Source organism: Streptomyces sp. NPDC005281 (genome assembly GCF_040607495.1).
In the GTDB taxonomy this organism is placed as follows: Bacteria; Actinomycetota; Actinomycetes; order Streptomycetales; family Streptomycetaceae; genus Streptomyces.
On sequence record NZ_JBEXGX010000060.1, the window covers coordinates 1 to 22,979 of the forward strand.

Here is a 22,979-nt window from a genome sequence, read left to right on the forward strand (position 1 = left end):
GCATGGCTGGGTGCTACCTGCTTTCCGCCGCCGACCTCGCCTACCAGGGCGACGGCCCCTGGGTGACGACCGGGATCAAAATAACCCCGGTGAAGATGTCCGCACCGTTATGTCGGCGGGCTGTTCCAACAGCGGGCCAGTGAACCAGACCTGTCGGCCCATCAGCGCCCGCGTGGTGTTCGCCTGTTCGCTTGCCCTTCGGCCGAGGACGTTCAAGGTTGTGCGTCGCGTGGAGGCACCGCAACTCGGTGCCGGTTCAGCTGGACGTCGGGCCCCGCGCTAGGCGATAGGGGAGCCACCGGTGGCGTTGAGGATCTCGGCGGTGATGTAGCTCGCTTCGGGCGAGGCGAGGAAGACGTAGGCGGGGGCCATCTCTGCAGGCTGAGCCGGGCGTCCCAGAGGTGACTGCTTTCCGAATTCAGTGGTGTCCGGCATGGTCGCGGGAATCAGGGGGGTCCAGACCGGCCCTGGCGCGACAGCGTTGACGCGGATGCCGTGGCCGGCGACCATCTGGGCCAGTCCTTGAGTGAAGGTCGCGATGGCGCCCTTGGTCATGGCGTAGTCCAGCAAGTGCGGGCTGGGCTGGTACGCCTGGACCGAGGTGGTGTTGATGATGGAACCACCCTGCGGAATGTGAGGCAGTGCCATCTTCGACAGCCAGAACATGCCGTAGAGGTTGGTGTGCATCACGCGGTCGAACTGTTCAGTGCTGATCGCTGCGATGCCGTCCGGCTGCGACATCTGGTAGGCGGCGTTGTTGACGAGGATGTCGATGCGGCCCCATTCCTCCACTGCGCGTTCGATCAGCTGACGGCACTGCTCCTCCTCCCGGATGTCACAGGGGACGGTCACGGCGGTGCGGCCCGCGTCCTGGACGAGGCGGGCCGTCTCCTCCGCTTCGCCCTTCTCCTCGGCCAAATAGGTGAACATGACGTCGGCGCCTTCTCGGGCGAAGGCCAGTGCGACGGCGCGCCCGATGCCCGAGTCCCCGCCCGTCAACACCGCCTTGCGATCCTGGAGCCGTCCTGCGCCCTGGTAGGAGTCCTCACCGTGATCCGGCGGAGGATCCATGGGGCCCGTCCATCCAGGATGCTTCTGGTCCTGCTGGGGGAAGTCCGGTTCGGGCTGCCGGGGCTGAGAGCTGGGTGTGTCGGACAACAGATCGTCCTTCCTCTGTCGAATGGTTGCGGCCGGCTGCTCCGGGCGTCCTCACGCAGGCCGCTTCCGGCTGTGGCGTTCCGTGAGGAGCGATCTGTCCGCGTAGGGGCGGAGTGCCCCCGAGAGGATGATCCATTCAGGTCTTCGCGAGCTGGTCTTCAATGTCCGGGCAGTTCGTCCCGCACCGGGACAGAGGGTTTGCTGACGGGGGCAGGGGTTACCCGCGCTTGCAACGATGCTGAGGTGGCTGATGGCCCGTTGCTAGCGGTCGCCGTGAAAGCCGTACAGAAGATCGGAAAACAGGAGGCGCTGGAACAGGAACCCGACGGCCCCAACTGGAGGATGGCGAGTGCGGATGAATGAGCTGTCGGCCTCCGGCCCGGGTTGGAGCCAGCCTTGCCCGGCAACTGCACAGCCGTCCACTACGGCGATCGCGCGCCCCGAAGAACACACTGCCTCGGCGGCGGTGGATTGGCAGGAGCGAGCAGGCAGCCCGCATGAGGGGGCCACGCAAGCGGTGACGGACCAGGCAGTGGGCGTCGTGATGGCACTGGGTCGCCTGCGCGCCGACCAGGCACGCACAGTCCTGGCAGGTGTCTCCCGACGCACCAGCATCACGCTGCTTCGCATCGCCGAACTCGTCACCGCCTGGGCATCCTCCGGTGAACTCAACCTCGGCATCCGCATCGCGCTGGAGGAAGCCATCCGCCACCAGCGCCCTGCCCGCCCGACCAGCCAGGCCAGTGGCTAACACCCCGAACCTGTCACGGACGGCGCATCGAGAAAGCCGCTTTGGGTACTCGGACCACCCGACGAACGGGGTGGACCCAAGGAGGCTTCTCGCAGTCATGTTGACGCACACGTTCGAGCGAGGTGTGCTTGTCCTGACCCTGGACGACGAACCAAAGGCAGGCGCCACGGCCTGGCACGGCCTCGCAACCCACATCAGCGACCTCGTCCACGTGCACACCCCGGCGCCTGTTGTCATCCTTCTCAGCGGCGGCGCAGCCCCCTCACTGGTTAATGCGATTCTGCGGGCCCACCATATGTGCAGCCAACTTAGTGTCCTGATGTCAGTGGCCACCCCCAATGCCGCTCTCCGTCGCGTCCTCGAAGCCCAGGCCGTTGCCCGAGGCGCGCGCTTGGTCATCCACGCTCGCGCGGACATAGCTATTGCCACGGCATTCACGGCCGCCGCGTAATCGCTCTACGGCAGGCTGTATGCCGCGAACTTCCGCGGCCGCTGAGACATCCGCGCAGGTACCCCGTCAGGCGAGGGCTCGACACAGGAGCGGGGCGGCGGGCCCCGTTCGCGCCCGGCAGCCGCAGCAGTGAGCAAACTTCCGGCCCACCGGTGGTGGAGCGGTCCAGAGCGGTGCTTATGGCCTGGTGGAGTGCCTGCTCCGTATCGATGTCGATCTCACCGCGTGCCTCCGGCATGATGCGGTCACCGACCGCCTGATGGAGCGCCTGCAGGCCTATCCCACCGCGTCCCTACGGACCGAGCTGGGCGGCGATGCCGGTCGGCGTGGCGGCGAACACCGTCAATGACGGCCTGTAAGAGGGGGATCCAGTGCGGGCCAGGGTAGACGTAGGTCGTGAGGATCCTTAGCGAAAGCCGTCAGCCGCTCAAAAGCGAGCGGAAGGCAACCTACGTGGTCACTGCTGCAGCCGTGGCTGCGACAGCGTTTGCCGGAGCCCGCGCGGTCGATGCGGACAGTGATTGGTACAGATCGCTGAAGAAGCCAGCGTGGCAACCACCGTCTTGGGCGTTCGGTGCGGTGTGGACACCGCTCTACGTGTCGATCGCTTGGGCCGACGGCCGTGGACTGAACCGGGCACATGCCTCGCAGCGGGTGGCCCTGGCAGCTAGCGTGGGGGCAAATCTGGTGCTGAATGCGGTATGGAACCACTTGTTCTTTCGTCGGCAAAGCCCCCGAGCAGGCATGGCCGGCACCGTCCTGCTGGACATCAGTAATCTTCAGCTCGTGCGGAAGATGACCGGCGTAGACCGCCCGGCCGCCCGGGCACTCGTCCCCTACACGGCCTGGTGCCTGTTCGCCACCGCTCTCAATGCCTCCCTAGTGCGCCGCAACTCCGCCCGGCGATAGCAATACAGAGGCACGTTCCGGTGAAGTGGCCAAGTCGGTCCACAACGCCGGATGATCGCCACCCGCCCGGTAGCCAACGACGGCAACGCTGATCCGGGCGATCGGCGCTCGTGACACTGCCATCGGTGCCGTCATGCTGCCGGCCCCCGATTCCCGTGTCGCGCAGGCGGCGGGTGTGTGCCGCATTGCAGCCGACCTGTTCGACGCCGTCGTCTTCGGCGCTGCTCTGAGCGGGCGGCAGCGTCTCAAGATCGTCGGATTCGCAGCAGGGTGGGGTGTGCTGAGCGGGGGCTGTAGTAAGTATTCGCCGTCCGCGTCCTGATCGGCCATGGCACGCAGACCGGTGATCGGTAAAAAGAGTGTGCCCTGCGCCGGCCCACATCGGCCAGGGTAGGGGCGCGTCGGCGGATGGGTTGGCGCGTTCACCGGTTTACCGTCCGGGTGCGGGCGGTGACTGTGCGGACATGGAAGGCCGTCCCTGGGGCGGTAGCCGCACCAAGATGGCATAGACCTCTCGACACAGGGCACTTGAAGACCTGCCTGACGCCCCTCAGTGCCGAGCCGGGCGCGAGATGTCATACATACGGTCTGCTTTTTCGTGTGGCGGCCAGCCACCACCCTTGTTTGGGGAGAGAATCACCATGATCTTTCCGGCGGAGAGAGAACTGCGCGCGGTACTGGCCCGCTTTGCAGAGACGCGCATTGAACACGACGTCCGCCCCACCGGTCGTACCAGCCGGGCACTGGACGACGTCACGTACACCCTGTGCGTGATGACCGGGGCCCGGACCGTGGAGCAGGCTCTGCGTGCGGCAGACGCTCTCCTGGAGCAGTGCAGCACGGGCCGTGAGGGCGTCACACGAGCGGACAGGACGTTGGCCGCCTGATCCTCTCACCGACCGGGTCTGCCCGTGCATCGAGGCACCTTCCGGACACCTGGCTGCAACCGCTGAAGCCCTGGGCAGCCGAGCGCACCCAAGACCAGGCGGATGGATCCCAGCACGCGGTACTGAGCAGCGGCCTCGGGGCGCGTGCGGCCCTGTACCTGCAGCTGCTTTCATCCCTGCAGGTACAGGGCCGCACAGGACGTGAAGAAGCCGGCAGGTGCGTGTGGGTGATCCGGGGGTTGCCAGAGTGACGAGTGGGGATTGGGAGACTGACCGGATGGATATCAGCCGCAGGAACAATGTCACCGTCACCGGTAACCCGCAGGGACCGACAGTGGTGCTGGCTCACGGGTTCGGCTGTGATCAGAACATGTGGCGGCTGACGGTGCCGGCTCTGCTCGAGGACTATCAGGTGGTGCTGTTCGACTATGTGGGTTCGGGCCGCTCGGATCCGTCCGCGTTCTGTGAGGACCGCTACGCCTCCTTGCATGGTTACGCCCGGGACGTGGTGGAGGTGTGCGAGGCGCTCGACCTGCGCGATGCCGTTTTCGTGGGGCACTCGGTCAGTGCGATGATCGGGGTGCTGGCCGCCGATATCGCTCCGGAACGGATCGGGGCGCTGGTGATGGTTGCTCCCTCTCCCCGGTACATAGATGACGAGGGCTACCGCGGCGGGTTCAGTGCGCAGGACATCGACGAACTGCTGGCGTCCCTGGACTCGAACTACCTGGGCTGGTCGGCCGCGATGGCACCGGTGATCATGGGGAATGCGGACCGGCCCGAACTGGGTGAAGAGCTGACGAACAGTTTCTGCGCCGCTGACCCCGACATGGCACGCGTCTTCGCCCGAACCACGTTCCTGTCGGATTCGCGAGACGATCTGAAGGGCGTAGGCGTGCCGACACTGGTGCTGGAGTGCACCCAGGACGTCATCGCCCCCCGCCAGGTCGGCGCGTTCGTCCACCAGGCGATCACCGGCTCGAAACTGGTCACCCTCGAGGCGACCGGACATTGTCCGCACCTGTCCGCGCCGGAGGCCACCAACGAGGCGCTCACCGGTTTTCTGGCGAGCCTGCGGTGATGTGTCGAGCGGGCCAGCAGCCCGAGCCGCAGGGCACAGGCAATGAGGCCTCGAATGCGGTGTTCGCCGCACTGTTGGAGGACAGTGCCGAAGACCTGTACGAGAACGCACCGTGCGGGTATCTGTCCACACTGATGGACGGCACCATCGCGAAGATCAACACCACCCTGCTCGGCTGGCTCGATCTGAAGCGGGACGCAGTGGTGGGACGGATGAGGTTCACCGACCTACTGACTGTGGGCGGCAAGCTGTACCACGAGACGCACTTCGCTCCGATCCTGCAGATGCAAGGCGAGATCAGCGGCATCGCCCTGGAGATCAAACATAGCGGCGATGGGCGGATGCCCGTCCTCATTTCCTCCGTGGTCAAGCGCGGAGGCAGCGGAGAACCGCTGCTCATCCGCACCACCGTCTTCGACGCCCGGGATCGCCGCGCCTACGAAGAAGAACTCCTGCGCGCCCGCAATGCAGCCGAAGCAGCGCGCAAGCAAGCCGAAGCCGACCACGCCCGACTGCAGGACGCCCTGGCCGTCCTCCAGCAGTCGCTGCTGCCCACCACACTGCCGCCGGTCTCCGGCATGGAGACGGCCGCCCACTACCGCACTGCCTTTCCTGACCGTCTCGGCGGCGACTTCTACGACCTCTTCCCCCTCGACGGCAAACGCTTCGCCTTCTTCATGGGTGACGTGTGCGGCAAGGGCCCCGAGGCCGCCGCTCTCACCTCACTGGCCCGCTACACCCTGCGCACGGCAGCCCTGCACGACTCCGATCCGGTCGCTGCCCTGTCGACTCTCAACAAAGTGCTCCACGATCGCTACACCGGCGGCGATCCGCGCTACTGCACCGTCATCTTCGGCATCCTCGACCCGCCCCTCGCCAGCGGACAAGCCACCGTTCACATAGCCTCAGGCGGGCACCCCCCGGCGCTCGTCCTGCGCGCCGACGGCACAGCCGATTTCCTGCCCACACCCGGAGGCCTCCTCGTCGGCATCCTGCCCGCCGCGCCCTTTGCCACCGCCACGACCACCCTCGCGGCCGGCGACACCCTCCTGCTCTACACCGACGGCCTCACCGAAGCCCGTACCGGCGACGACCGCAACACCCTGTACGGGGACGAGGCCCTGCGCACCTTCACGGCCAGCCATGCCGGCAAGTCATCACAGGCCGTCATCCAAGCCCTGACCGCCCTGTTGGACGACTTCGGTGACGGCCTCGACGACGACACCGCTCTGCTCGCCCTCGGCATGCTCGCCCCTGACAACAAGAACCCACAATGAGCCCGCTGCAGATCACCACCCGAGACGCCATGACCGGACCCGTGCTGGAAATCTTCGGCGACCTCGACTACGTCAACGCCCCCCAGCTGCTCGACCAGCTCACCGCTCTCACCCTCCAGCCAGGCCAGCGCCTCGTCCTGGACCTGGGCGGCATGGACTTCTGCGACTCCAGCGGCATCAGCGCCATGATCGCCGCCCACAACCTCGCCCACGCAGCACATGCGAACATCGCACTCGCCGCGGTCCCCGCCCACACCCAACGCGTTCTGCGCATCGTCGGCCTCGACCAGGTCCTGCCCATCCACCCGGACAGCAATGCTGCCACCCAACCCCTGAGCAGCAGCGTTCCGCGCCTCAGTGACTCCTCCCCGTTCTTCAGGACGGGGAGGAGTCACTGAGGACACTCCGAGACGACGTGACGTGCGTGCGTCGCCAACGCCGTGTAGTCGTTCGTCAATCCGTGGGTTCTTCTGGAGCAGGCTGGTCGGAGGGGACCCCCATCTGCTGATGGGTCTCCTCGCCGTCGCTATCCGCTCTGCCGGCGTCGGGTGGGGCCGCTTCGGCTGTCTCGCCTGAGGCATCTTTCGTGGGTGTGTCATCGTCGTCGCGCTGTGGGTCAGGCATGTCCCTAGGTACAGGGGTGCCTGCTTTGTGCTGCCCCGCCATGGCCTCTGCCTCCGTGTGTTGCTTGCGAGCGGAGTTCCCGAGGCCCTCATGAGTGACCTGCGCCCCGCCAGGTGCCGCCGACGGCGGTTCCTGTGACACGAGTGCCCTCTCTCTTGGTCCTTGACCGCTCTTTGAAGGAGTACTTGGGTCTGGTCAGCGTGCGGACACGGCGAGGTCACTCCAGGGGGCCTCACCGGCGGCAGGGGATGGAGGGGCCCAGTCAGCTGAAACTCTTCGAGACACATCGCATCTACATCGGCGGTTGGATCGCGTCCCGCCGACTCAGCGGGTGGCATACCCGTCCCAAATCCGACGGCCGAACCGACCCGCTCTTGCCGCGGCTATGGCGCGGCGGGTGGCAGGGGCACGCCTGCGTGCGGTGCGATCGTGTCGGCCTGAGCCTGCGGGCCGAGCCATTCACATACCAGGATGGTGGCATCGTCCTGAAGTTGCTGATGGTGGTGCTGGAGCAGGGCGTGGATGAGACGGCGCAGGGTCTCGGGGACGGGCAGGCCGTCGCTGTGGTGGCGGACGAGGAAGTCGATGAAGCGGGCGAGGCCGAACTCCTGGCCGCCGACGCGGGCCTCGGTGATGCCATCGGTGTAAAGGACCAGGCGGTCGCCGGGTTCGAGCTGCTCACGGCAGAGGGTGACGGGCAGCTGCAGGTCGGTCCCCAGGGGATGGGACGGCGGGCACTTCAGGAGGGCGGACCACCGTCCGCCGCGGATCACGATGGGTGGGTGGTGGCCGTGGCTGACCCAGGTCAGGATGCCGCTGGTGGTGTTCAGGTCGGCGAGGATGCCGGTCACGTACCGGCTGTTGCCGAACTGCTCCAGCAGAACCTGCTCGATGCGCTCCCCGAGCTCGTCCAACGGAATGCCCTGCCGACGGTTGTTACGGCAGGCCGCCACGGCGAGGTTGGCGGTGAGACCGGCGGAGGTGTCGTGTCCCATGGCATCGAAGACCGAGAAGTGGATGGTGTCGCCTGTAGTGGCGTAGTCGTAGGCGTCGCCGCCAACCTCGTAGGCCGGCTCCAGGGCCGCACCGATGATGACTCGTTCGTCGGCGTAGGTGCGTGGTTGCATCAGCGTCCACTGCATCTCGGCTGCGACGTTCATTGCTTTGGTACGGGTCAGGCGGGCGTGGGAGTCGCTGGTGCCCCGGGTGCCGACGACCATCATGGCCACCAGCGATGCCAGCGCCAGCATGTCCCGATGAACGCCGTCACCGTCTCGGGGCGTGCTCATGCGCAGGACGCCGAGGCGCTCGGTGCCGTCCAGGAGTGGTACCCACCACGTGTGGAGTCCGTCCTGGCTGTCGGCGGCGGCCATGAGGCGCCCGTACTGGTAGGCACGTCCGGCGACAGTGCCCTCGATCGTCAGTTCCGCTGAAGCCTCGCCGACGTTTTGTCCGGCGTCCAGCCCCTCGCCGGTGAGCAGGCGCAAGACGTCACGCTGCAAGTCGCCGAGATAGATCCGTACATCGTCGAAGCCGGCCATCCTGGCATGCTCGGCCACATGGGACGGCAACTGCTCGAAGGACATCACGTGGCTGCTCACCAACAGTCCCATCAGCGCCCGCAGGATCCCGCTATCGCGCTGGGTCATCAGAAGTCTCCCTGCCGTCGCCTCCATTCCTGTCGGACGGAAGTCGTGGTCCTGAGCATCGAGGATGCGGGCCGTGGTGTGTGCGCGCCGCCCCGACCAACGACCAAACCTGCCCACTGATACGGCAGAGCACCTCGCACCGGCAGCGCACCTTCCGTGCCACCACGCCAGGCGCCTATCCGCCCAGAGTGTCGCTACGCCCCTCCATCCCCAGGGAAGAAACAACGAGGAGCACATCCCGCCCGGGAGACGCATGCACGGGAGACGACAGCTGCCGCCGTGGTCACACTCTGGCGGCTCCGGGCGGTCGCTTGGGTCTCCAGCCGGAGCGACCGCCCGCACAACGGCGACGACGAAGCAGCAGCTGAAGTACGCGCTCGGCCGCTGAGACAGGTGCTCGGGCACCGGCGGGAAATGCCATCGGCCGGCGCCGGGGCACGGCTCACCGCGCTGGCGGGATGTTTTCAAGGGCGTTCTCGGCTGCTGTTCTTGGCCTGAAGGCCACCTTCCGCCCGCATTCGCCTTTGCGACGCGTCGCAGACTTGGCTCGAACGGGACCCTGCGCCTGAGCCTGTCCCGGTCCAGGCGGGTGAGGGGTGCGGACCGCTGATCACCCACCCACCTGGCGAGGTCCCGGAGTCCGCCGGCCGGAGGACGGCCGGCACTGGCGCTGTCCAGCTTGTCGTACCGGAATGCGCTGGCGGTACCCGACGCTGCGCGAGACCCCTCTTGGGCCGCCGCCTGCGCAGCAAGTAGCCCGGTCCCGCCCAGAACGCGGCAAGGGACCGGGCTAGGGCTGAGAACCCTGGACCGGGCAGCGGAAGTCAGAGCCCTCAGCACTCGCGTTTGGGTTCGGGCCCGTGTACGCGATCGCTGGTGAAACGATCGCCAGCGCTGACAGACACGCTCCGAGCTTGCAGCATTCACGCCGCCCAGCCAGGTGGGCTTCAGAGAATCAGGCTCGTCGGTTCATTGGAAGCCCAGGCCCAGGCCGTTCTGGCGCTACAGCCATGTATAGGGTCCCATGCGGCTCACGACTGGCCGGCCAAGCAACTCGGGCCAGAACGCGGCGGCCGCTCAGGTGTGGCAGGCACTGCCTTCCGGGACGGAGAGGTCTCGGCAGCACAGCAGGCAGGAAGGCTGCCGTGGCATGTTTTTGCCCATGGATGACGGGACACTCGGCACGTCTTGGTGTCCGCGGCGGCCGGTCGCCGAGCATCCGTCAGCAGTGAGCTCTTCCGACCGGCACGGCAACACAAACAGCGGTTGGCCGGGTGACAGGAATCGTGATGTCCAGGAACGTGCGGCCCTTTGCGCCTTGTCGCCGCTCCGTCCTTGACTGCGAGTCGGCCTCCTCTGTCCTGCTCCACAAAAGTTCGTTTCCTCCCTGGCCTGAAGGCTGGGGCATCCTCGAAGGACAGATCCGATGAATGATGCGACTCTCGCAATGCCGACCGCCGCTTCCTACGCCGGCTCCCTATGGCTGCTGGTGGCCGGCATCTCCCTCGTGGTCATCCTGATCGCCGCCTTCTTCATCGGCACCCGTCACTCCGCCCGGCGCCGCACGTCGACAACGGCGCCCCAAGCCGCACAGGCACGCCGCGAAGTGGCGGACCCCGCACGCCGCGGGGACGGATGGAGCACGCCCGATGACGATCCTGAGCAGGGGCACCCGCACCGCTGACGGTGCAGGAGTAGCAAGACAACCCCGATCGTCTTGCCTTTCATGATGCCGCCGGACCGCTCTGGAGTGAAGTTCCGCTCGATCTCGTTGTGCGTTCAGATCGACGTAGATGTCGCCGGTGAGCACCACCGTCAGGTTCATCCGGGGACAGCTGCCGCACGAAGTGGCCCGACCTGTTTGGCCGTTGGTGGGCGAGGGCGCTGTGCCGGCCCGTCTTGCAGCGACCGACCGGCCGTGGCGCCGGGGCGGGGGAAATCGGCGCGCCCGACCTCGACCTGCGCGCCGGTTGATCCGAGTCAGACGCAGGCAGTCGTGTGTGGCCATCTCGGAGGGCAACTGGCGCGGGCGAGGTCCTTCGGTCTCGACCTCGTCGCACTCACCGTGGACCTGCCCCACCGGGCAGGAGCCGTTCGGCAACCGTACCCCGGCCCGCATGGCGCTGTCCGTCGACCTCGGTGGACACCTCCCCGGCAGCAGCCGGCGCTCACCGTCGGCCCTGCTGCTTGCCATGACGGTCGGCCCAAGGCGTTACGGGCGCCAAGGGGCGGGCCGCCATCGCTTGCCCGCTCCCGGGCCGGCCCGGCCCAGCTCGACTCGACTCGGGAGCGGGCGGTTCGATGCGGTGGCGGGCTCCGTCTCAGGCATGTGCCCAGCGGTTTCCGCCCGGGCCGTCCTGCCTTCTGCGCGGTCTCCTGAGAGGGCTCTGTGCGGTGTGCGCCCTCCCGCCGCGCGAGACCGTGACCGCGCCGACCGACACGCGAAAATCTATGTTGGACGCAGTAGACATTGGGTGATCGCCTGGCTATGGTTTCTCTCGTAGCCCAGAGAGACAGCAGGGCCTGGCAGACACGAACTGCCGGTCAGCAGGGCGGCAGTTCGCAGGACGGTGCGGTGGTGGAGTTCCGAAGCCAGGGCGATTGCAGGACGGCGACGGGACTGACGGCCGGACCGGGTGGCCCGCAGTGATCAGGGGCCGCCATGAGCAGGACCGCAGTTGATGTAGTGGCAGTACCGGTAGGTGCAGTTCGCAGGACCCGGCAGTGAAGTCAGTGAGCAGTACCTCGGTGAAGGCGTCGGCTGCGGGCGCGCGTGCCGGGAGGTTCGGCAGTGGGGTTCTAAGCCAGAGCAGAGTCAGGACGGGTGACGGGGCTGGCTGCCGAAAGGGTGGTGCTCTTGCAGGCCACTGAGCAGGTCGCAACACCAGTAGTGAGGCAGTACAGCAAGACCGCAGTTCGTAGTTCCCGCAGTTCGGTAAGCAGTTGATCTCAGAGGGAAAGAACGGAGGGGCCGAGCGCCATCAGGATCGCCCGGGCGTACGTGCTGAGCCCGGGTACCGCAGGACATCGATAGTGAGGTGGTCTCCGGTCAAGCAACCGCGATCCCTGCAGTCCCGACAGTGTTCAGGTCGGGTCGGCGGAAACAGAGGGCCGGCGCAGTATCAGGGCCGGTAGATGGTGTAACTGTTCCTTCGGGGCCCTGGCGCGAATGGCGCCAGGGCCCCTCCACGCGTTAATTCAGAGAGGTGCAATGACAGCAGACGACTCCTACGACCGTTTCGATGACGACGACTATCCCGCCTACACCATGGGCCGGGCCGCCGAGATGGTCGGGACCACCCAGGGTTTCCTCCGCGCCATCGGAGATGCCCGCCTGATCACCCCGCTGCGCTCCGAGGGCGGACACCGCCGCTACTCCCGCTACCAGCTGCGCATCGCCGCCCGCGCCCGCGAACTCGTCGACGGCGGCATGCCCATCGAGGCCGCCTGCCGCATCATCATCCTCGAAGACCAGCTCGAAGAAGCCCAGCGCATCAACGCCGAACACCGCCGCGCCGCATCCCGGCATGCAGCCGGCATCTGAAGTGGAATAGGTGGCCTCAGCCTCTCGTCGCGGCGGACGACACCGGTGTCAGCAGCCCTCGCGCGTGAACGGCGGGGAGGGAGAGCGTGCGATAGCCGACGCTCTCGAACAGGACCGTGATCCTGTTGCCCTCCTCGCTCATCACCTCGCCCTCGCCCCACGTGCTGTGCCCCACCCGCATCCCGGGAGGGAAGGCGCTGTCGGTCGCCATGGGTTCCAGCGGGTCCGGGCCCGTACCGGACAGGATGTCTCCTGTCCGCACGGAGGCCCCCTTCAACTCCTGCGTACGGGTGCATGTGTCGCAGCCCGCGCAGTCGCCGGCTGCCAGACTCTCGCCGAAGTATCCGAGCATGTGCCGCCGTCGGCAGCCGTTGGTCTCCGCGTACGCCCGCATCATCTCCACCCGGGAGCGCTCCAGGTCGACCCGGGAGGAAGCGATCCGCGTGGCCTCGCGGACGCAGGTGTCCCGCCGCGCGCCGGGCACGGCTCGGACGCCGCCGCGCTTTTGCGTCGTCACGGCTCCGGCCTGCTCCAGCAGGTGCAGCATCGATGTCAGCGGCGTCTGGGACAGCCCGGTGCGTTCGCGCAGCGCGGTCGCCGTGACCGGCCCCGGGTGCTCGCGCACCGCGTCGAGCAGTGCGCCCAGTGTCTCCGGGTCGGGGTGCGCGCCGGTCCGGAACCGCTGCACGCCGAGGTCCTCGGGCCGATACGCGAGGATCGCCTTCGAGGGCCCTCCGTCGCGACCGGCCCGGCCGATCTCCTGGTAGTAGCTGTCGAGGGAACCCGGCACCGACGCATGCAGCACGAAGCGGATGTCCGGCTTGTCGATGCCCATGCCGAACGCGGAGGTGGCGACGACCACGTCGAGTCCGCCGTTCTGGAAGCGGTCGTGCGTGCGGGAGCGCTCGGCCGCCGACAGCCCCGCGTGGTAGGCGGCGCTGTCGAATCCGAGCGCCGACAGTTCCCGCGCGTACTCCTCGCTCTCCCGTCGCGTTCCCGCGTAGACGATGCCAGGTTTGGCCTCGGCCGCGGCCCGTTCCACCACCCACCGGCGCTTGGCCGCGTTCTCCAAGTGTCGTACGACCTCGAGCGTGATGTTGCGGCGGTCGAACCCCGCGACCACCTCGTGCGCCTCGTGCATGCCGAGCCGCTCCACGATGTCCGCCCGCACGGGGGCCGCAGCGCTGGCGGTGAGGGCCAGGAGCGGGGGCCGGCCGATGCATTCGCGGACATGACGCAGGGACAGGTAGTCGGGCCGGAAGTCGTACCCCCACGAGGACACGCAGTGGGCCTCGTCGACCACCATCAGCGCGGGAGCGGCCGCGGCGATCTGCGCCACCACCTCGTCCTTGGCGAGCTGCTCGGGCGAGACGAACAGGAAGTCCAGACGGCCTTCGCGTACGCGCTCCCACACCGCTTCGTTGTCCCGCGCACGCTGCGCGGAGTTGACCGCCGAGGCGCCGGCGGAGGTGCCGGATCCCTCGATACGGGCGAGGGCAGCGACCTGGTCCCGCTGGAGCGCGATCAGGGGCGAGACCACCACGGTCGGCCCTTTCAACAGCACACCCGGCACCTGGTACACGGCCGACTTTCCCGCACCCGTCGGCATCACCACGATGGTGTCGCGCCCCTCCATCACGGCTGTCATGGCATCGAGCTGGGAGGGGCGCAGACACTCCCAGCCGAACACCTCGCGGGCACAGCGACGCAGACGCTTCCTGAGCGACCTGGCCTTGAAGTATCCGGCCTTGACACGCATGGCACTCCTGACGCCGCTCTCCGGTGGGGTTCGGCGCCCGTGTACCCCCGGAGGGGACGAAAAACGGATCGCTCGCGGGGAGTTGCGGTTTCGTGTCATCGGAGCGCGATGGTGACGGGACAGAAAGAGGCGCTGGGCGGCGCTCGCGGAGAGCGCCTACCTCTGAACTGCGCAGGCGTGAGCTCGATGACCAGCACGGCCGGCGCGGTCAAGGAAATCACCGCCCGCTTCGGTGACATCCGGCTCAGCACCGTGTACCGGCAACTCTCCCGGTGGGCCGGCAGCGGACTCATCTGCAAGATCGGCCCGGTCTGTTCTGGACATCAACTGCTCTGCACGCGGTGAGAGTTCACCTTTGGGTCACGGCTCGGCCGGGCGGTTGGGCAGCAAGCGGTGTATGGACATGAACGGTTTGCTCGGTCGCTACACCAGAGGGATTAATCGTCACGCACAGTGAGTGCGTCGTGGCCGCTGGCGCCATGGAGAGTGCTTACGTGGCGTGCGTTACGCGGGGTCGGCTCAGGTGGCTGTCCCGCGCTTCAACCAACCACGAAAGGAGCACGGCGTGAACGCTTTCTCTGGCGTGAAGCGGAAAACGGCGCTCGGGGTCACAGTGCTGGCTGCGATCGCTGTCTCGGCTGTCCCGGGATCGGCCTCCGTCGCCGCCGGTGCAAACCAGGGCGCCTCGGACCACTGGGGCGTGATCACCCGCAACACGATCGGCTCTCCTGTCGCCGTGTTGAGGAACGGCCCGTTCGGCTCCTTCGGCGTGACCGGTTCCGCCGCGAGGCCGCCCTACGGAACGGGCAGCCTCGGCATCGAGGTGTCGGACAGCTCAACCTCCCTCACTCCGCCCAGTGAGAAGGTGGACTTCGGCAACGAGGTCGATTTCTACGGCGAGCCGGTACTGGGACTGAACAAGGTTGGTTTTCACGTCTTTCAGACCGGCGAGAACATCTCCTACGGCGGCCCCGGGAACATGCCGAACATCAAGTTCGAGATCAACCCGAACCTCACCGCGGCATCCGCCACCACCTACTCCACGATGGTGTGGCTGCCGCCCGCTTCCCCGGTGTCCGACCGCTGGAGTCCCTACTTGGACGCCACCACCACCGGCACGTGGTTCCTCACGGGCAACGCGGGGAGCGTGACCGGCTGCAACCAGAGCACCCCGTGCACCTTCCCGCAGCTGAAGACCGCCCTCAACGACGGCGGCTCCGCTCCGAGCATCTACACCGCCGCCGTGGGCAAGGGCCGTGACAGCATGTGGATCGGCGCCGTCGACGGCCTGCGGATCAACCAGAACATCTACGACTTCGAGGCCGACGGAGTCAGGACTCGCCGCGCCAGTTGAGCGGTGGAGAGCAGACACGGTGGCTGACGCACCCCTTTGCGGAGCGAGGGTCAAGCTGCTGACCGTCAGCCTCGGATCGATCAGACTGGCGGGCTCCTTGGAGGGATGCAGAGGCCCTGCCCGGTTTCGCCGGTCTCCGGGTGAAGGTCACCGTGGTGACCGTGCCTGGGGGCCCGTGCGGCTCATGCGTCCCAGGCCACTCGGGCCGCCATCCGGCCCGCGCCGGCCCCGCATTGCTAGACGGTCTCGGAGGCGTTCGAAGGCCGGCCGGCAGATGCCTGCAGCCGCCGAGCATTAACGACAGCAGACTTCCGGGTGCGGCCAGTTGCATCGGGTCTGTGAACCCGCAACGGCGGTTTGCCACTCGGCCATGCCCTGGAGGACCTTGTCGGTGCTGGTCGAGATCGTCTGACGAGAGACGTCGGTGCACCACAGACCTCACTTGCCTGGAAGACGAACTATGCGGCGCTGGTATCGCTCCCGTACTCCGGGCACCTGCTCACGGAAATCTCTGGGTGACCTGCGGGCGGCCAAGGAGAAGGGCGAGGACGTCGTCCGGCCCAAGTAGGCGCGCACTGCTCCTGATCCCGGCAGTCTGTCGGCTGCCGGGATTTGTGCGATCACGTCCACCTGCTCGTGCACTACCCGCCGAAAATCGCCCTGTCCAAGCTCGTCAACCCCCTCACGGGCGTCAGCTCCGGCTACCTGTGCGCGCGCAGTACACCGGCCGGATCAACCGGATCGGGACCGGCTCGGCGTTCTGGTCCCCGTCCTGCTTCGCGGGGTCCTGCGGCGGCACACCGCCGAGCATCGTCCAGGAGTACATCGAGAACCAGAAACGCCCAGCCTGACCCTCACCTCGAAGACGCAGAGAACTCCGGCGCTTCGCGCCTCCAGGCCGAGGACCGCATTCCCGCCCGGCATGAAGGCCGGGATTCCCTGCGAAGATCAAAGGGATGGCGGACTTCGCGAGATCCCCCCGAGATCTTCACTCTTCGGTCCCCGGCCGCCCAGGACATGCCTCTTTTTGCCTGGAAGAGGCCGCTGACCTGCTCCTGAGGCGGTCCTGAGGCGCGAAAGGCCGGACTGATTCCGTGACACCCCTGCGCACTTCCCGCCGTTCGGGCGGTGTCACGCCTGCCCGGGGTGCGGGTGGGCGGGGGGCGGGTTGCCAGAACGGGGAACCGTAGAGGATGGTTGCCATGAGGCAATAATTCATCGACTGGATGAGGTGAGGGGTTCGCTCAGCGGACCTTGGTGTTTGTGACTTCCATCGAGCAAGGTCCTGCCGTGAGCGCTGCCGCTCCGGCAGACACGGTATGGACGTCCGTGCCCTACCCGGTTGTGATCGTCGACCGGGCCGGCACGGTACGGCACGCGAACCCCCGGGCCAGCAGCCTCCTGCCTGCCGTCAACTGCGGCGCGCCCCTGACCGGGAGTGTTCCGGCGTGGCTCGCGGACGGCCACGCGCACCGGATGAGGGGCGGCTCCCGCGCAGGCGCTGCGGTGTCCGGGCCGGTGGGGGAGCGGACCTACGAGGCTCACGCCACCGTGCAGGACGACGGGGACGTCGTGTGGTGGCTGCTGGACGACACGGACCACCGACTGGCCCGCGAGGCGCTGCGGATGGAACGCGAGCGAACCGCGTTCTTGGCCGAGGCGTCCAACATGCTGCTCTCGTCGTTGAATCTGGAGCGCTGCATGGACGCGACCGCGCAACTCGCCGCCGAGTACCTCGCCGATGCCGCCCTGGTCATCGCGCCCCGCACGGGCCGCGTACTGCCGGTCGTCCTGTGTCTGCGGGGCGAGGCGCCGCAGCCGTTCAGATGGAATGTCGACCCCGAGGACGTCCCCGGCCTCGGGGAGGCCCTGCAGGGCTTCCCGCCGGTGCCCTCCCGCTGGATAGACCCGGCCTCCGCGCCCAGCTGGCTGGTCCCGGACGGCTTCGGCGCGGTCGGCTCCATCGTCATCACCCCGCTGCCCGGGCACGGAGTCCCCGCCGGCGCCCTCGTTCTCCTGCGGCGCAGCGGAGAGACGGCGTTCAGCGCGGACGAGGAAGTCTTCGCCCGCCTGTTCGCCGCCCGGGCCGGCGCGGCCATGTCCGCGGCCCGCCTGTATGCGGAGCAGTCCTCCCTCGCCCAGACCCTCATGCAGGACCTGCTCCCGCCGGTCCTGCACCGCGTGTCGGGGGTGGAGTTCGCCGGCGGCTACCGGGCATCGAAGGACCAGGAGCGGATCGGCGGCGACTTCTACGACGTGCACCCCGCGACCGCCGACGGTGAGGAGTCCTTCGCCGTGCTCGGTGACGTCTGCGGCAAGGGCCTCGAGGCCGCAGTCCTGACGGGCAAGATCCGCAACATCCTGCAGGCCCTGTTGCCGATGGCCGGTGACCACCAACGCGTGATCGAACTCCTCAACAGCGCACTCCTCAATTCCCGGACGACACGCTTCGCCACACTGGTCATGGCGTCCGTCGTGCGGGAAGGGGGCGGCGTGCGGCTGCGGGTGACCAGCGCCGGGCATGAGCCGTCTCTGATCGTCCGGGGCGACGGCACCGTTGAGGAAGGCATGTCGCGCGGCACACTCGTCGGTGTTCTTCCCGAGGCCCGGGCGACCACTACGCAGGAGACGCTTCGGCCCGGGGACTTCTGCGTGCTGTTCACCGACGGCTTCACCGAAGCCAAGGGCGGCCCGCTGGGCAGTGAACTGTTCGGCGAGTCCCGGGTGAAGCGGGCGCTGGCGCAGTGTGCCGGCATGCCCGCCGAGGCGGTCGTGGAACACATGCTGATGCTCGCCGCACAGTGGGTGGGCCCCGATGTCCACGACGACATGGCCATCATGATCATTTCTGCGCCGCGCTCCACTCATCTCAGCGCGGTGGGCGGCCATACCCGGGGCAGGTTCACCGCGTGATCCGTACATCGACCGCTCTGCGGCAGTGGCAGGAGCAGCTCTGGGACGCGGCCAGCACCGGCGACGAAGAGGCAGCCACCCGCACTGTCTTCGGCGCCCTGGAGGACGGCGCCCCGCCCGAGACCGTGCTCCTCGATCTCGTCGGCGCCGTGCAGCGCAGGGTGGGCGAGGAGTGGGCGGCGAACCGCATCACGGTGGCCCAGGAACATGCGGCCACCGCCATCAACGAACGCGCCATCGCCGCCCTGTCCCACCACTGCGCCCAGCACACGGCAGCCGTCCGGGGCCGGGCGACCGTGACGTGCGTGGACGGCGAATGGCACAGCCTGCCCGCCCGCCTGGTCGCCGAAGTGCTCAAGCTGCGCGGCTGGAAGGTGGACTATCTCGGAGCCCAGGTCCCCACCGGCCATCTGATCAGCCACATCCACCGGACCGGCCCCGAGTTCGTCGCGCTGTCCAGCTCGATCCCCGTCCGCCTGCCGACCGCGCACGCCACGATCACCGCGGTCCAGGCCACCGGCACCCCCGTCCTGGTCGGCGGTGCGGCCTTCGGCCGGCACGGTCAGTACGCCCGACGGCTGGGCGCCGATGCCTGGGCTCCTGACGCCAAGGCCGCCGCCGACCGGCTCGAGCGGGGTCCGCTGCCCCGCCCTGCGCTCGCGCACCAGCCCATCGACGACCTGCCGCACCTGGCCGACCAGGAGTACACGATGGTCGCCCGCTCCCGCACACGCCTGGTGCGCGAGGTGACGGGCACGCTGGCGGAACGCTTTCCCGCGATGCGGGACTACACCGATGCCCAGCGTGAACGCACCGCCGAGGACATCGCGCACATCGTGGACTTCCTGGCCACCGCCCTCTACACCGACGACGTGGACCTGTTCACCGACTTCATCCTCTGGACGGCCGGCATACTCGGCTCCCGTGGTGTCCCCGCCCGTTCCCTCGTCCCGGCCCTTGGCATCCTCGGCGAGCAGCTCAAGGACTTCCCCCGGGCCACGTCCACGCTCCACCAGGCCGCCGACTGCCTCACCCGGGCAGGATCAGTGATCGCCTCCGACTCCAGGAACACCGTATGACGCGCCACGCCGGATTCGACCTCGACCACCTGCGCCTGACCACCGCCGAAGCCGACGGCGCCGTGCACGTGAAGCTGGACGGTTTCCTCGACTACGACAGCGCCGACCACTTCCTGGCCGCCACCACCCGACCCCTCGCCGCAACCCCGGACCTGCACCACCTGCATCTGGACTGCGGTGCCCTGAGCGGTGTCGACTCCATGGGGCTCGCCATGCTGCTCATGCTCCACCGCCGGACCGCCGCCGCCGGCGTCACCCTCCACCTGGACAACAGGACACCGGCTCTGAACAGGCTGCTGGACGTCACCGGCACCCTGGACCACCTGGCCCCCGACCGCACGGCAGAAGAGAGCCCGCAGCACGAGACGGACGCCGCCGGCCCGGCCGGCAGGCTCTCCGACGCCCAGCGCATGGCATATCGTCATACGTCCAAGGACGGCACCCCTGCCGGCTCCCCGGATGCCGGATCGGACGTCAGCATCTGATCTCCGAACACGCGCACGGACCGGCGTGAAAGGGGGCCCAACCTCTCGGAGGGAACCGCATGACCGAGCGCACCCGCCTGGCCTCCGAGTCCGTCCGTGCGGCGACCCGCCGGGTCCAGAGCATCGTCGAACTCCTCGACATCCTCTGGGAACAGGCCCGCGGCCAGACTCCGCCCCCCTACATCCCGGCCTCACAGCTGCGCGTGATGTGCATCGTCGACCGTGAGGACGGCATCCGCATGCGCGACCTCACCCAGCTCCTGGGTGCCGCGCCCCCCTCGGTCAGCCGCCTGATCGACCGCCTTCAGGCCATGGGTTTCGTGGAACGCGGCGCCTGTCCCGACAGTCGCCGCGAAGTGCTGCTCTCCATCACCCCCGCCGGCCACAACCAACTGGCCCGGATCCGTGAACTGCGCGACCAGCTCCTGCACCAGGCGCTGGCGGACATGCCCTCCCGTCAGCGCACCGCGCTGACCGAGGGTCTCGCCGGCCTGCAGCACGCGCTGCTCAGCCAGCCCGCACTCCACCTGGCCCAAGAGGGCACGACGCCCGCCGACAGACATCGGGACACGGCAGCGTATTCCGCCTGAGCGTAGGCGCCGACCACTCCCCGCCTCCAAGGGCCGGCCGCGATGCGGCACTCCTCGGCCTTGACCGGGACGGCAGCGCGGAGCCTTGCCCTCCCGGACCGCCCACCGGCCGGCCGAACTCTTCCTGAGGGCCGGGGACGTACGCGCAGACCGATACTCTCCTAACGGTTGCTTCTCGGCAACTGTAGCCGTGAGGCAACAAAGTGCGGCACGCGCCGCCGGGGGAGGACCAGGAATGCTCCGACGGACGGCACCCGCGCGCTCCCCTGCTCGCCGGGACCGAGGAGCCGAGAGCGAGTTCCATGCCGGCGGCGCACCGCCCGGCCGGGACCGGCCGGCTCCCCGGCGACCGGCACACGCAAAGAGAACGCGACCACGAGCGCCCCGCCGACACCCGACACCCAGCACCCGGCACTCGCATCCATCACCCGGCACCCGGATCCATCACTCCGCGGCCCCGGCACTTCTCCGCGCGACGCGCCTGACGCCGGGCAACGCCGGCGCGAAGTCCGGTTCACCCTCTCGCAGGCACCAGGACGACGGCCGGCGTACGGGGCGAGCGGGCTGGCTAAAGATGGATTGCACCAACACCGCACCCCTCCACTCCTTCGTCGCGAGCCGAAGACCTCCCACGTCAGACAAAAGATCGGCGTACTCACTTCTATGAACAGATTCGTGGCTGCGGAGCGCGCCCTGCGGACAGCGGCGCCCCACCAGTTGCTCGACGCAGTCCGCCGCGTGCTCGTCGAGCAGTACGAAGCAGACACCGTCGAGCTGTTCATGGCCGACTACGGCACGACCGTGCTGCAGCCGGTCTCCAAACTGCCTCACACCCTGGAGCCGGTCTCGGTCCACAACAGCCCGGCCGGGCGGGCCTTCGGCGCCCAGGAACCCTTCATCGAAGGCCTGTCGGACGGCCTGGTGTGTATCCACCTGCCCGTCACCGTCCGAGGGGACCGACTCGGCATCCTGTCGGTGAGCCTCCCCGGCGGGGAACACGCACGCAGCTGCCTGAAGGAACTGACCGAACTCGCCGATGTACTCGGACACGAGGTCGTCGTGGCCGAACGGGACACGGACCTCTACCTTCAAGCACGCCGCAAGGACCGGCTGACCCTGGCTGCCGAGATGCAGTGGCAACTCCTGCCCGGCCGCTCCTACGCCTGCCCCGAATACGAGCTCGGGGCACAACTGGAACCCGCCTACGCCATCTTCGGCGACAACTTCGACTGGTCCGTGACCGCCGACCGCCTCCTCCTCTACGTCTCCAACGGAATGGGCGAGGGGATGGAGGCCTCCCTGCTCACCAACCTGGCCGTCAACGCCCTGCGCAACGCCCGACGGGCCGGCATCGGCCTCGCCGACCAGGCCGCCCTCGCCGACCAGGCGGTCTACGCCCACTACCGGGGCCGCTGCTACCTGTCGTCCCTCATGTTCGACTTCGACCTGATCAGCGGTCAGGTCCAGGTCGTGGACGCCGGCTCCCCCCAGGTGCTGCGCCTGCGCAACGGCACGGTCGAGCGCGTCACCTTCAACGCCCAGCTGCCGCTGGGAATGTTCGAGGAGACCGACTACCAAGCCCAGAACTTCCAGGTCGAGCCGGGCGACCGTCTCGTCTTCGTCAGCGACGGCGTCTACGAGGCCTTCTCGCCCGGCGGGGAGTCGTACGGGGATGCCGCACTGACCCGGGCCATCATGTCCACCCGGCTGGTGCCCCCCGCCGGCGTCCCCCGGGCCGTCCTGCGGGAACTGACGGGCCACCGCGGTCAAGGAGTGCCGACCGACGACGCCCTGGTGCTCTGCATGGACTGGCGCGGCCGGCCATCGTGACACCGACGCCACCCGCCGGTCCCCGGACGCGTTCCGGCCGCACTGCTGCGGGCCGTGCCCTCGTCCTGGAAGAGCCGGCGCCCTGACCGGTGCACCAGGAGGCGGCTCCAGTTGGGTTCGGTGTCAAGTCCAGCCGTGTTGCCGTCTTCCTGCTGTATCACCTTTGACTTCCTCCTCCGCCTGAAGGCGGGGGATTCCAGCGGTCGCCCGTTGGGTTTCCTGCTTCACCGACGACTGCCCTGTCCGGGAGGACTCCCGTTGAGGTCTTACACCGTCTCCACAGGCAGACACCGCCAGGCCGGCGGCCAGAATGTTGCGTGCCGCGTTCACGTCACGGTCGTGCAGGGCGCCGCAGTCGCATGTCCACTCGCGGACGCTGAGCGGCATCTTCGTGGCGATCGTTCCGCAGGCCCCGCACAGCTTGCTGCTGGGGAACCAACGGTCGACCACGACGAGGTCGCGCCCGTACCAGGCGCATTTGTACTCCAGCATCATGCGGAAGTCCGTCCAGGCCGCGTCGGAGACGGCACGCGCGAGCTTGCGGTTCTTCAGCAGGTTGCGGACGGTGAGGTCCTCGATCACGACCGTTTGGTTCTCGCGGACGAGTCGAGTCGACAGCTTGTGCAGGAAGTCACGGC

General features: G+C 68.0%; 20 protein-coding genes and 1 pseudogene. 16 read left to right on the forward strand and 5 right to left on the reverse strand.

The genetic code is table 11. The features are described 5' to 3' along the window. Positions 1-279: 279 nt before the first annotated feature. Positions 280-1,071 (reverse strand): SDR family oxidoreductase, encoded by a 792-nt coding sequence (locus ABZV42_RS40425; protein WP_356057178.1) that lies wholly within the window; start codon positions 1,069-1,071, stop codon positions 280-282. 604 nt (positions 1,072-1,675) lie between these two features. Here ABZV42_RS40425 and ABZV42_RS40430 point away from each other — a divergent pair. The 6 genes from ABZV42_RS40430 to ABZV42_RS40455 all read left to right on the forward strand — a co-directional run bounded on the left by ABZV42_RS40430 (position 1,676) and on the right by ABZV42_RS40455 (position 6,912). Then, positions 1,676-1,909 carry an ANTAR domain-containing protein gene (locus ABZV42_RS40430; protein WP_355986444.1) on the forward strand — a complete coding sequence of 78 codons (234 nt, stop codon included), beginning with the start codon at positions 1,676-1,678 and terminating at the stop codon, positions 1,907-1,909. Between the two features lie 847 nt (positions 1,910-2,756). After that, positions 2,757-3,269, forward strand: a complete 513-nt coding sequence (locus ABZV42_RS40435) for a TspO/MBR family protein (protein WP_356057180.1) — start codon at positions 2,757-2,759, stop codon at positions 3,267-3,269. 641 nt (positions 3,270-3,910) lie between these two features. Further along, a complete protein-coding gene (locus ABZV42_RS40440; RefSeq protein WP_355986438.1) occupies positions 3,911-4,156 on the forward strand; it encodes a DUF5133 domain-containing protein in 246 nt (81 codons plus the stop codon). 277 nt (positions 4,157-4,433) lie between these two features. Then, entirely contained in the window at positions 4,434-5,237 is an 804-nt protein-coding gene (locus tag ABZV42_RS40445; RefSeq protein ID WP_356057182.1) for an alpha/beta hydrolase, read from the forward strand. Beyond that, positions 5,237-6,514 (forward strand): SpoIIE family protein phosphatase, encoded by a 1,278-nt coding sequence (locus tag ABZV42_RS40450; RefSeq protein ID WP_356057184.1) that lies wholly within the window; start codon positions 5,237-5,239, stop codon positions 6,512-6,514. Before ABZV42_RS40445 ends, ABZV42_RS40450 begins: the two co-directional genes overlap by 1 nt. Further along, complete coding sequence (locus ABZV42_RS40455) at positions 6,511-6,912, forward strand: STAS domain-containing protein (protein ID WP_356057186.1); 402 nt, start codon at positions 6,511-6,513, stop codon at positions 6,910-6,912. Before ABZV42_RS40450 ends, ABZV42_RS40455 begins: the two co-directional genes overlap by 4 nt. 609 nt (positions 6,913-7,521) lie before the next feature. On the opposite strand, the gene ABZV42_RS40460 is transcribed toward ABZV42_RS40455, so the two are convergent. Both ABZV42_RS40460 and ABZV42_RS40465 read right to left on the reverse strand, forming a co-directional pair. After that, positions 7,522-8,787: a PP2C family protein-serine/threonine phosphatase gene (locus tag ABZV42_RS40460; RefSeq protein WP_356057188.1), complete on the reverse strand. Its 1,266-nt coding sequence runs from the start codon at positions 8,785-8,787 to the stop codon at positions 7,522-7,524. A gap of 1,005 nt (positions 8,788-9,792) precedes the next feature. Then, positions 9,793-9,858, reverse strand: a pseudogene (locus ABZV42_RS40465) (VOC family protein); the annotation flags it as partial. A 355-nt stretch (positions 9,859-10,213) separates the two neighbouring features. On the opposite strand from ABZV42_RS40465, the gene ABZV42_RS40470 reads away from it, so the two are divergent. After that, a complete protein-coding gene (locus ABZV42_RS40470; RefSeq protein ID WP_355986427.1) occupies positions 10,214-10,471 on the forward strand; it encodes a DUF6479 family protein in 258 nt (85 codons plus the stop codon). A gap of 1,527 nt (positions 10,472-11,998) precedes the next feature. Then, entirely contained in the window at positions 11,999-12,331 is a 333-nt protein-coding gene (locus ABZV42_RS40475) for a MerR family transcriptional regulator (RefSeq protein WP_355986425.1), read from the forward strand. A 16-nt stretch (positions 12,332-12,347) separates the two neighbouring features. On the opposite strand, the gene ABZV42_RS40480 is transcribed toward ABZV42_RS40475, so the two are convergent. Next, positions 12,348-14,090, reverse strand: a complete 1,743-nt coding sequence (locus tag ABZV42_RS40480) for a RecQ family ATP-dependent DNA helicase (protein ID WP_356057191.1) — start codon at positions 14,088-14,090, stop codon at positions 12,348-12,350. A gap of 186 nt (positions 14,091-14,276) precedes the next feature. On the opposite strand from ABZV42_RS40480, the gene ABZV42_RS40485 reads away from it, so the two are divergent. The 8 genes from ABZV42_RS40485 to ABZV42_RS40520 all read left to right on the forward strand — a co-directional run bounded on the left by ABZV42_RS40485 (position 14,277) and on the right by ABZV42_RS40520 (position 22,341). Beyond that, a complete protein-coding gene (locus ABZV42_RS40485) occupies positions 14,277-14,435 on the forward strand; it encodes a hypothetical protein (protein ID WP_356057193.1) in 159 nt (52 codons plus the stop codon). A 220-nt stretch (positions 14,436-14,655) separates the two neighbouring features. Beyond that, a complete protein-coding gene (locus tag ABZV42_RS40490) occupies positions 14,656-15,444 on the forward strand; it encodes a hypothetical protein (protein WP_356057195.1) in 789 nt (262 codons plus the stop codon). Positions 15,445-16,151: 707 nt separating this feature from the next. Continuing rightward, positions 16,152-16,295: a transposase gene (locus ABZV42_RS40495; protein ID WP_356057206.1), complete on the forward strand. Its 144-nt coding sequence runs from the start codon at positions 16,152-16,154 to the stop codon at positions 16,293-16,295. A gap of 439 nt (positions 16,296-16,734) precedes the next feature. Next, complete coding sequence (locus ABZV42_RS40500; protein WP_356057197.1) at positions 16,735-18,357, forward strand: PP2C family protein-serine/threonine phosphatase; 1,623 nt, start codon at positions 16,735-16,737, stop codon at positions 18,355-18,357. Beyond that, positions 18,357-19,436 carry a cobalamin B12-binding domain-containing protein gene (locus ABZV42_RS40505; RefSeq protein WP_356057204.1) on the forward strand — a complete coding sequence of 360 codons (1,080 nt, stop codon included), beginning with the start codon at positions 18,357-18,359 and terminating at the stop codon, positions 19,434-19,436. The genes ABZV42_RS40500 and ABZV42_RS40505 overlap by 1 nt, the downstream gene beginning before the upstream one ends. Further along, positions 19,433-19,921, forward strand: coding sequence for an STAS domain-containing protein (locus tag ABZV42_RS40510; RefSeq protein ID WP_356057199.1), 489 nt, complete (start codon positions 19,433-19,435; stop codon positions 19,919-19,921). The genes ABZV42_RS40505 and ABZV42_RS40510 overlap by 4 nt, the downstream gene beginning before the upstream one ends. A 59-nt stretch (positions 19,922-19,980) precedes the next feature. After that, positions 19,981-20,511 carry a MarR family transcriptional regulator gene (locus tag ABZV42_RS40515; protein WP_355986410.1) on the forward strand — a complete coding sequence of 177 codons (531 nt, stop codon included), beginning with the start codon at positions 19,981-19,983 and terminating at the stop codon, positions 20,509-20,511. A gap of 663 nt (positions 20,512-21,174) precedes the next feature. Then, positions 21,175-22,341 carry a PP2C family protein-serine/threonine phosphatase gene (locus ABZV42_RS40520; RefSeq protein ID WP_356057201.1) on the forward strand — a complete coding sequence of 389 codons (1,167 nt, stop codon included), beginning with the start codon at positions 21,175-21,177 and terminating at the stop codon, positions 22,339-22,341. Positions 22,342-22,464: 123 nt separating this feature from the next. Here the strand turns inward: ABZV42_RS40520 and ABZV42_RS40525 are convergent. Then, positions 22,465-22,979, reverse strand: a 515-nt coding sequence (locus tag ABZV42_RS40525) for an RNA-guided endonuclease TnpB family protein (protein WP_356057203.1), incomplete at its 5' end; no start/stop codon positions are given.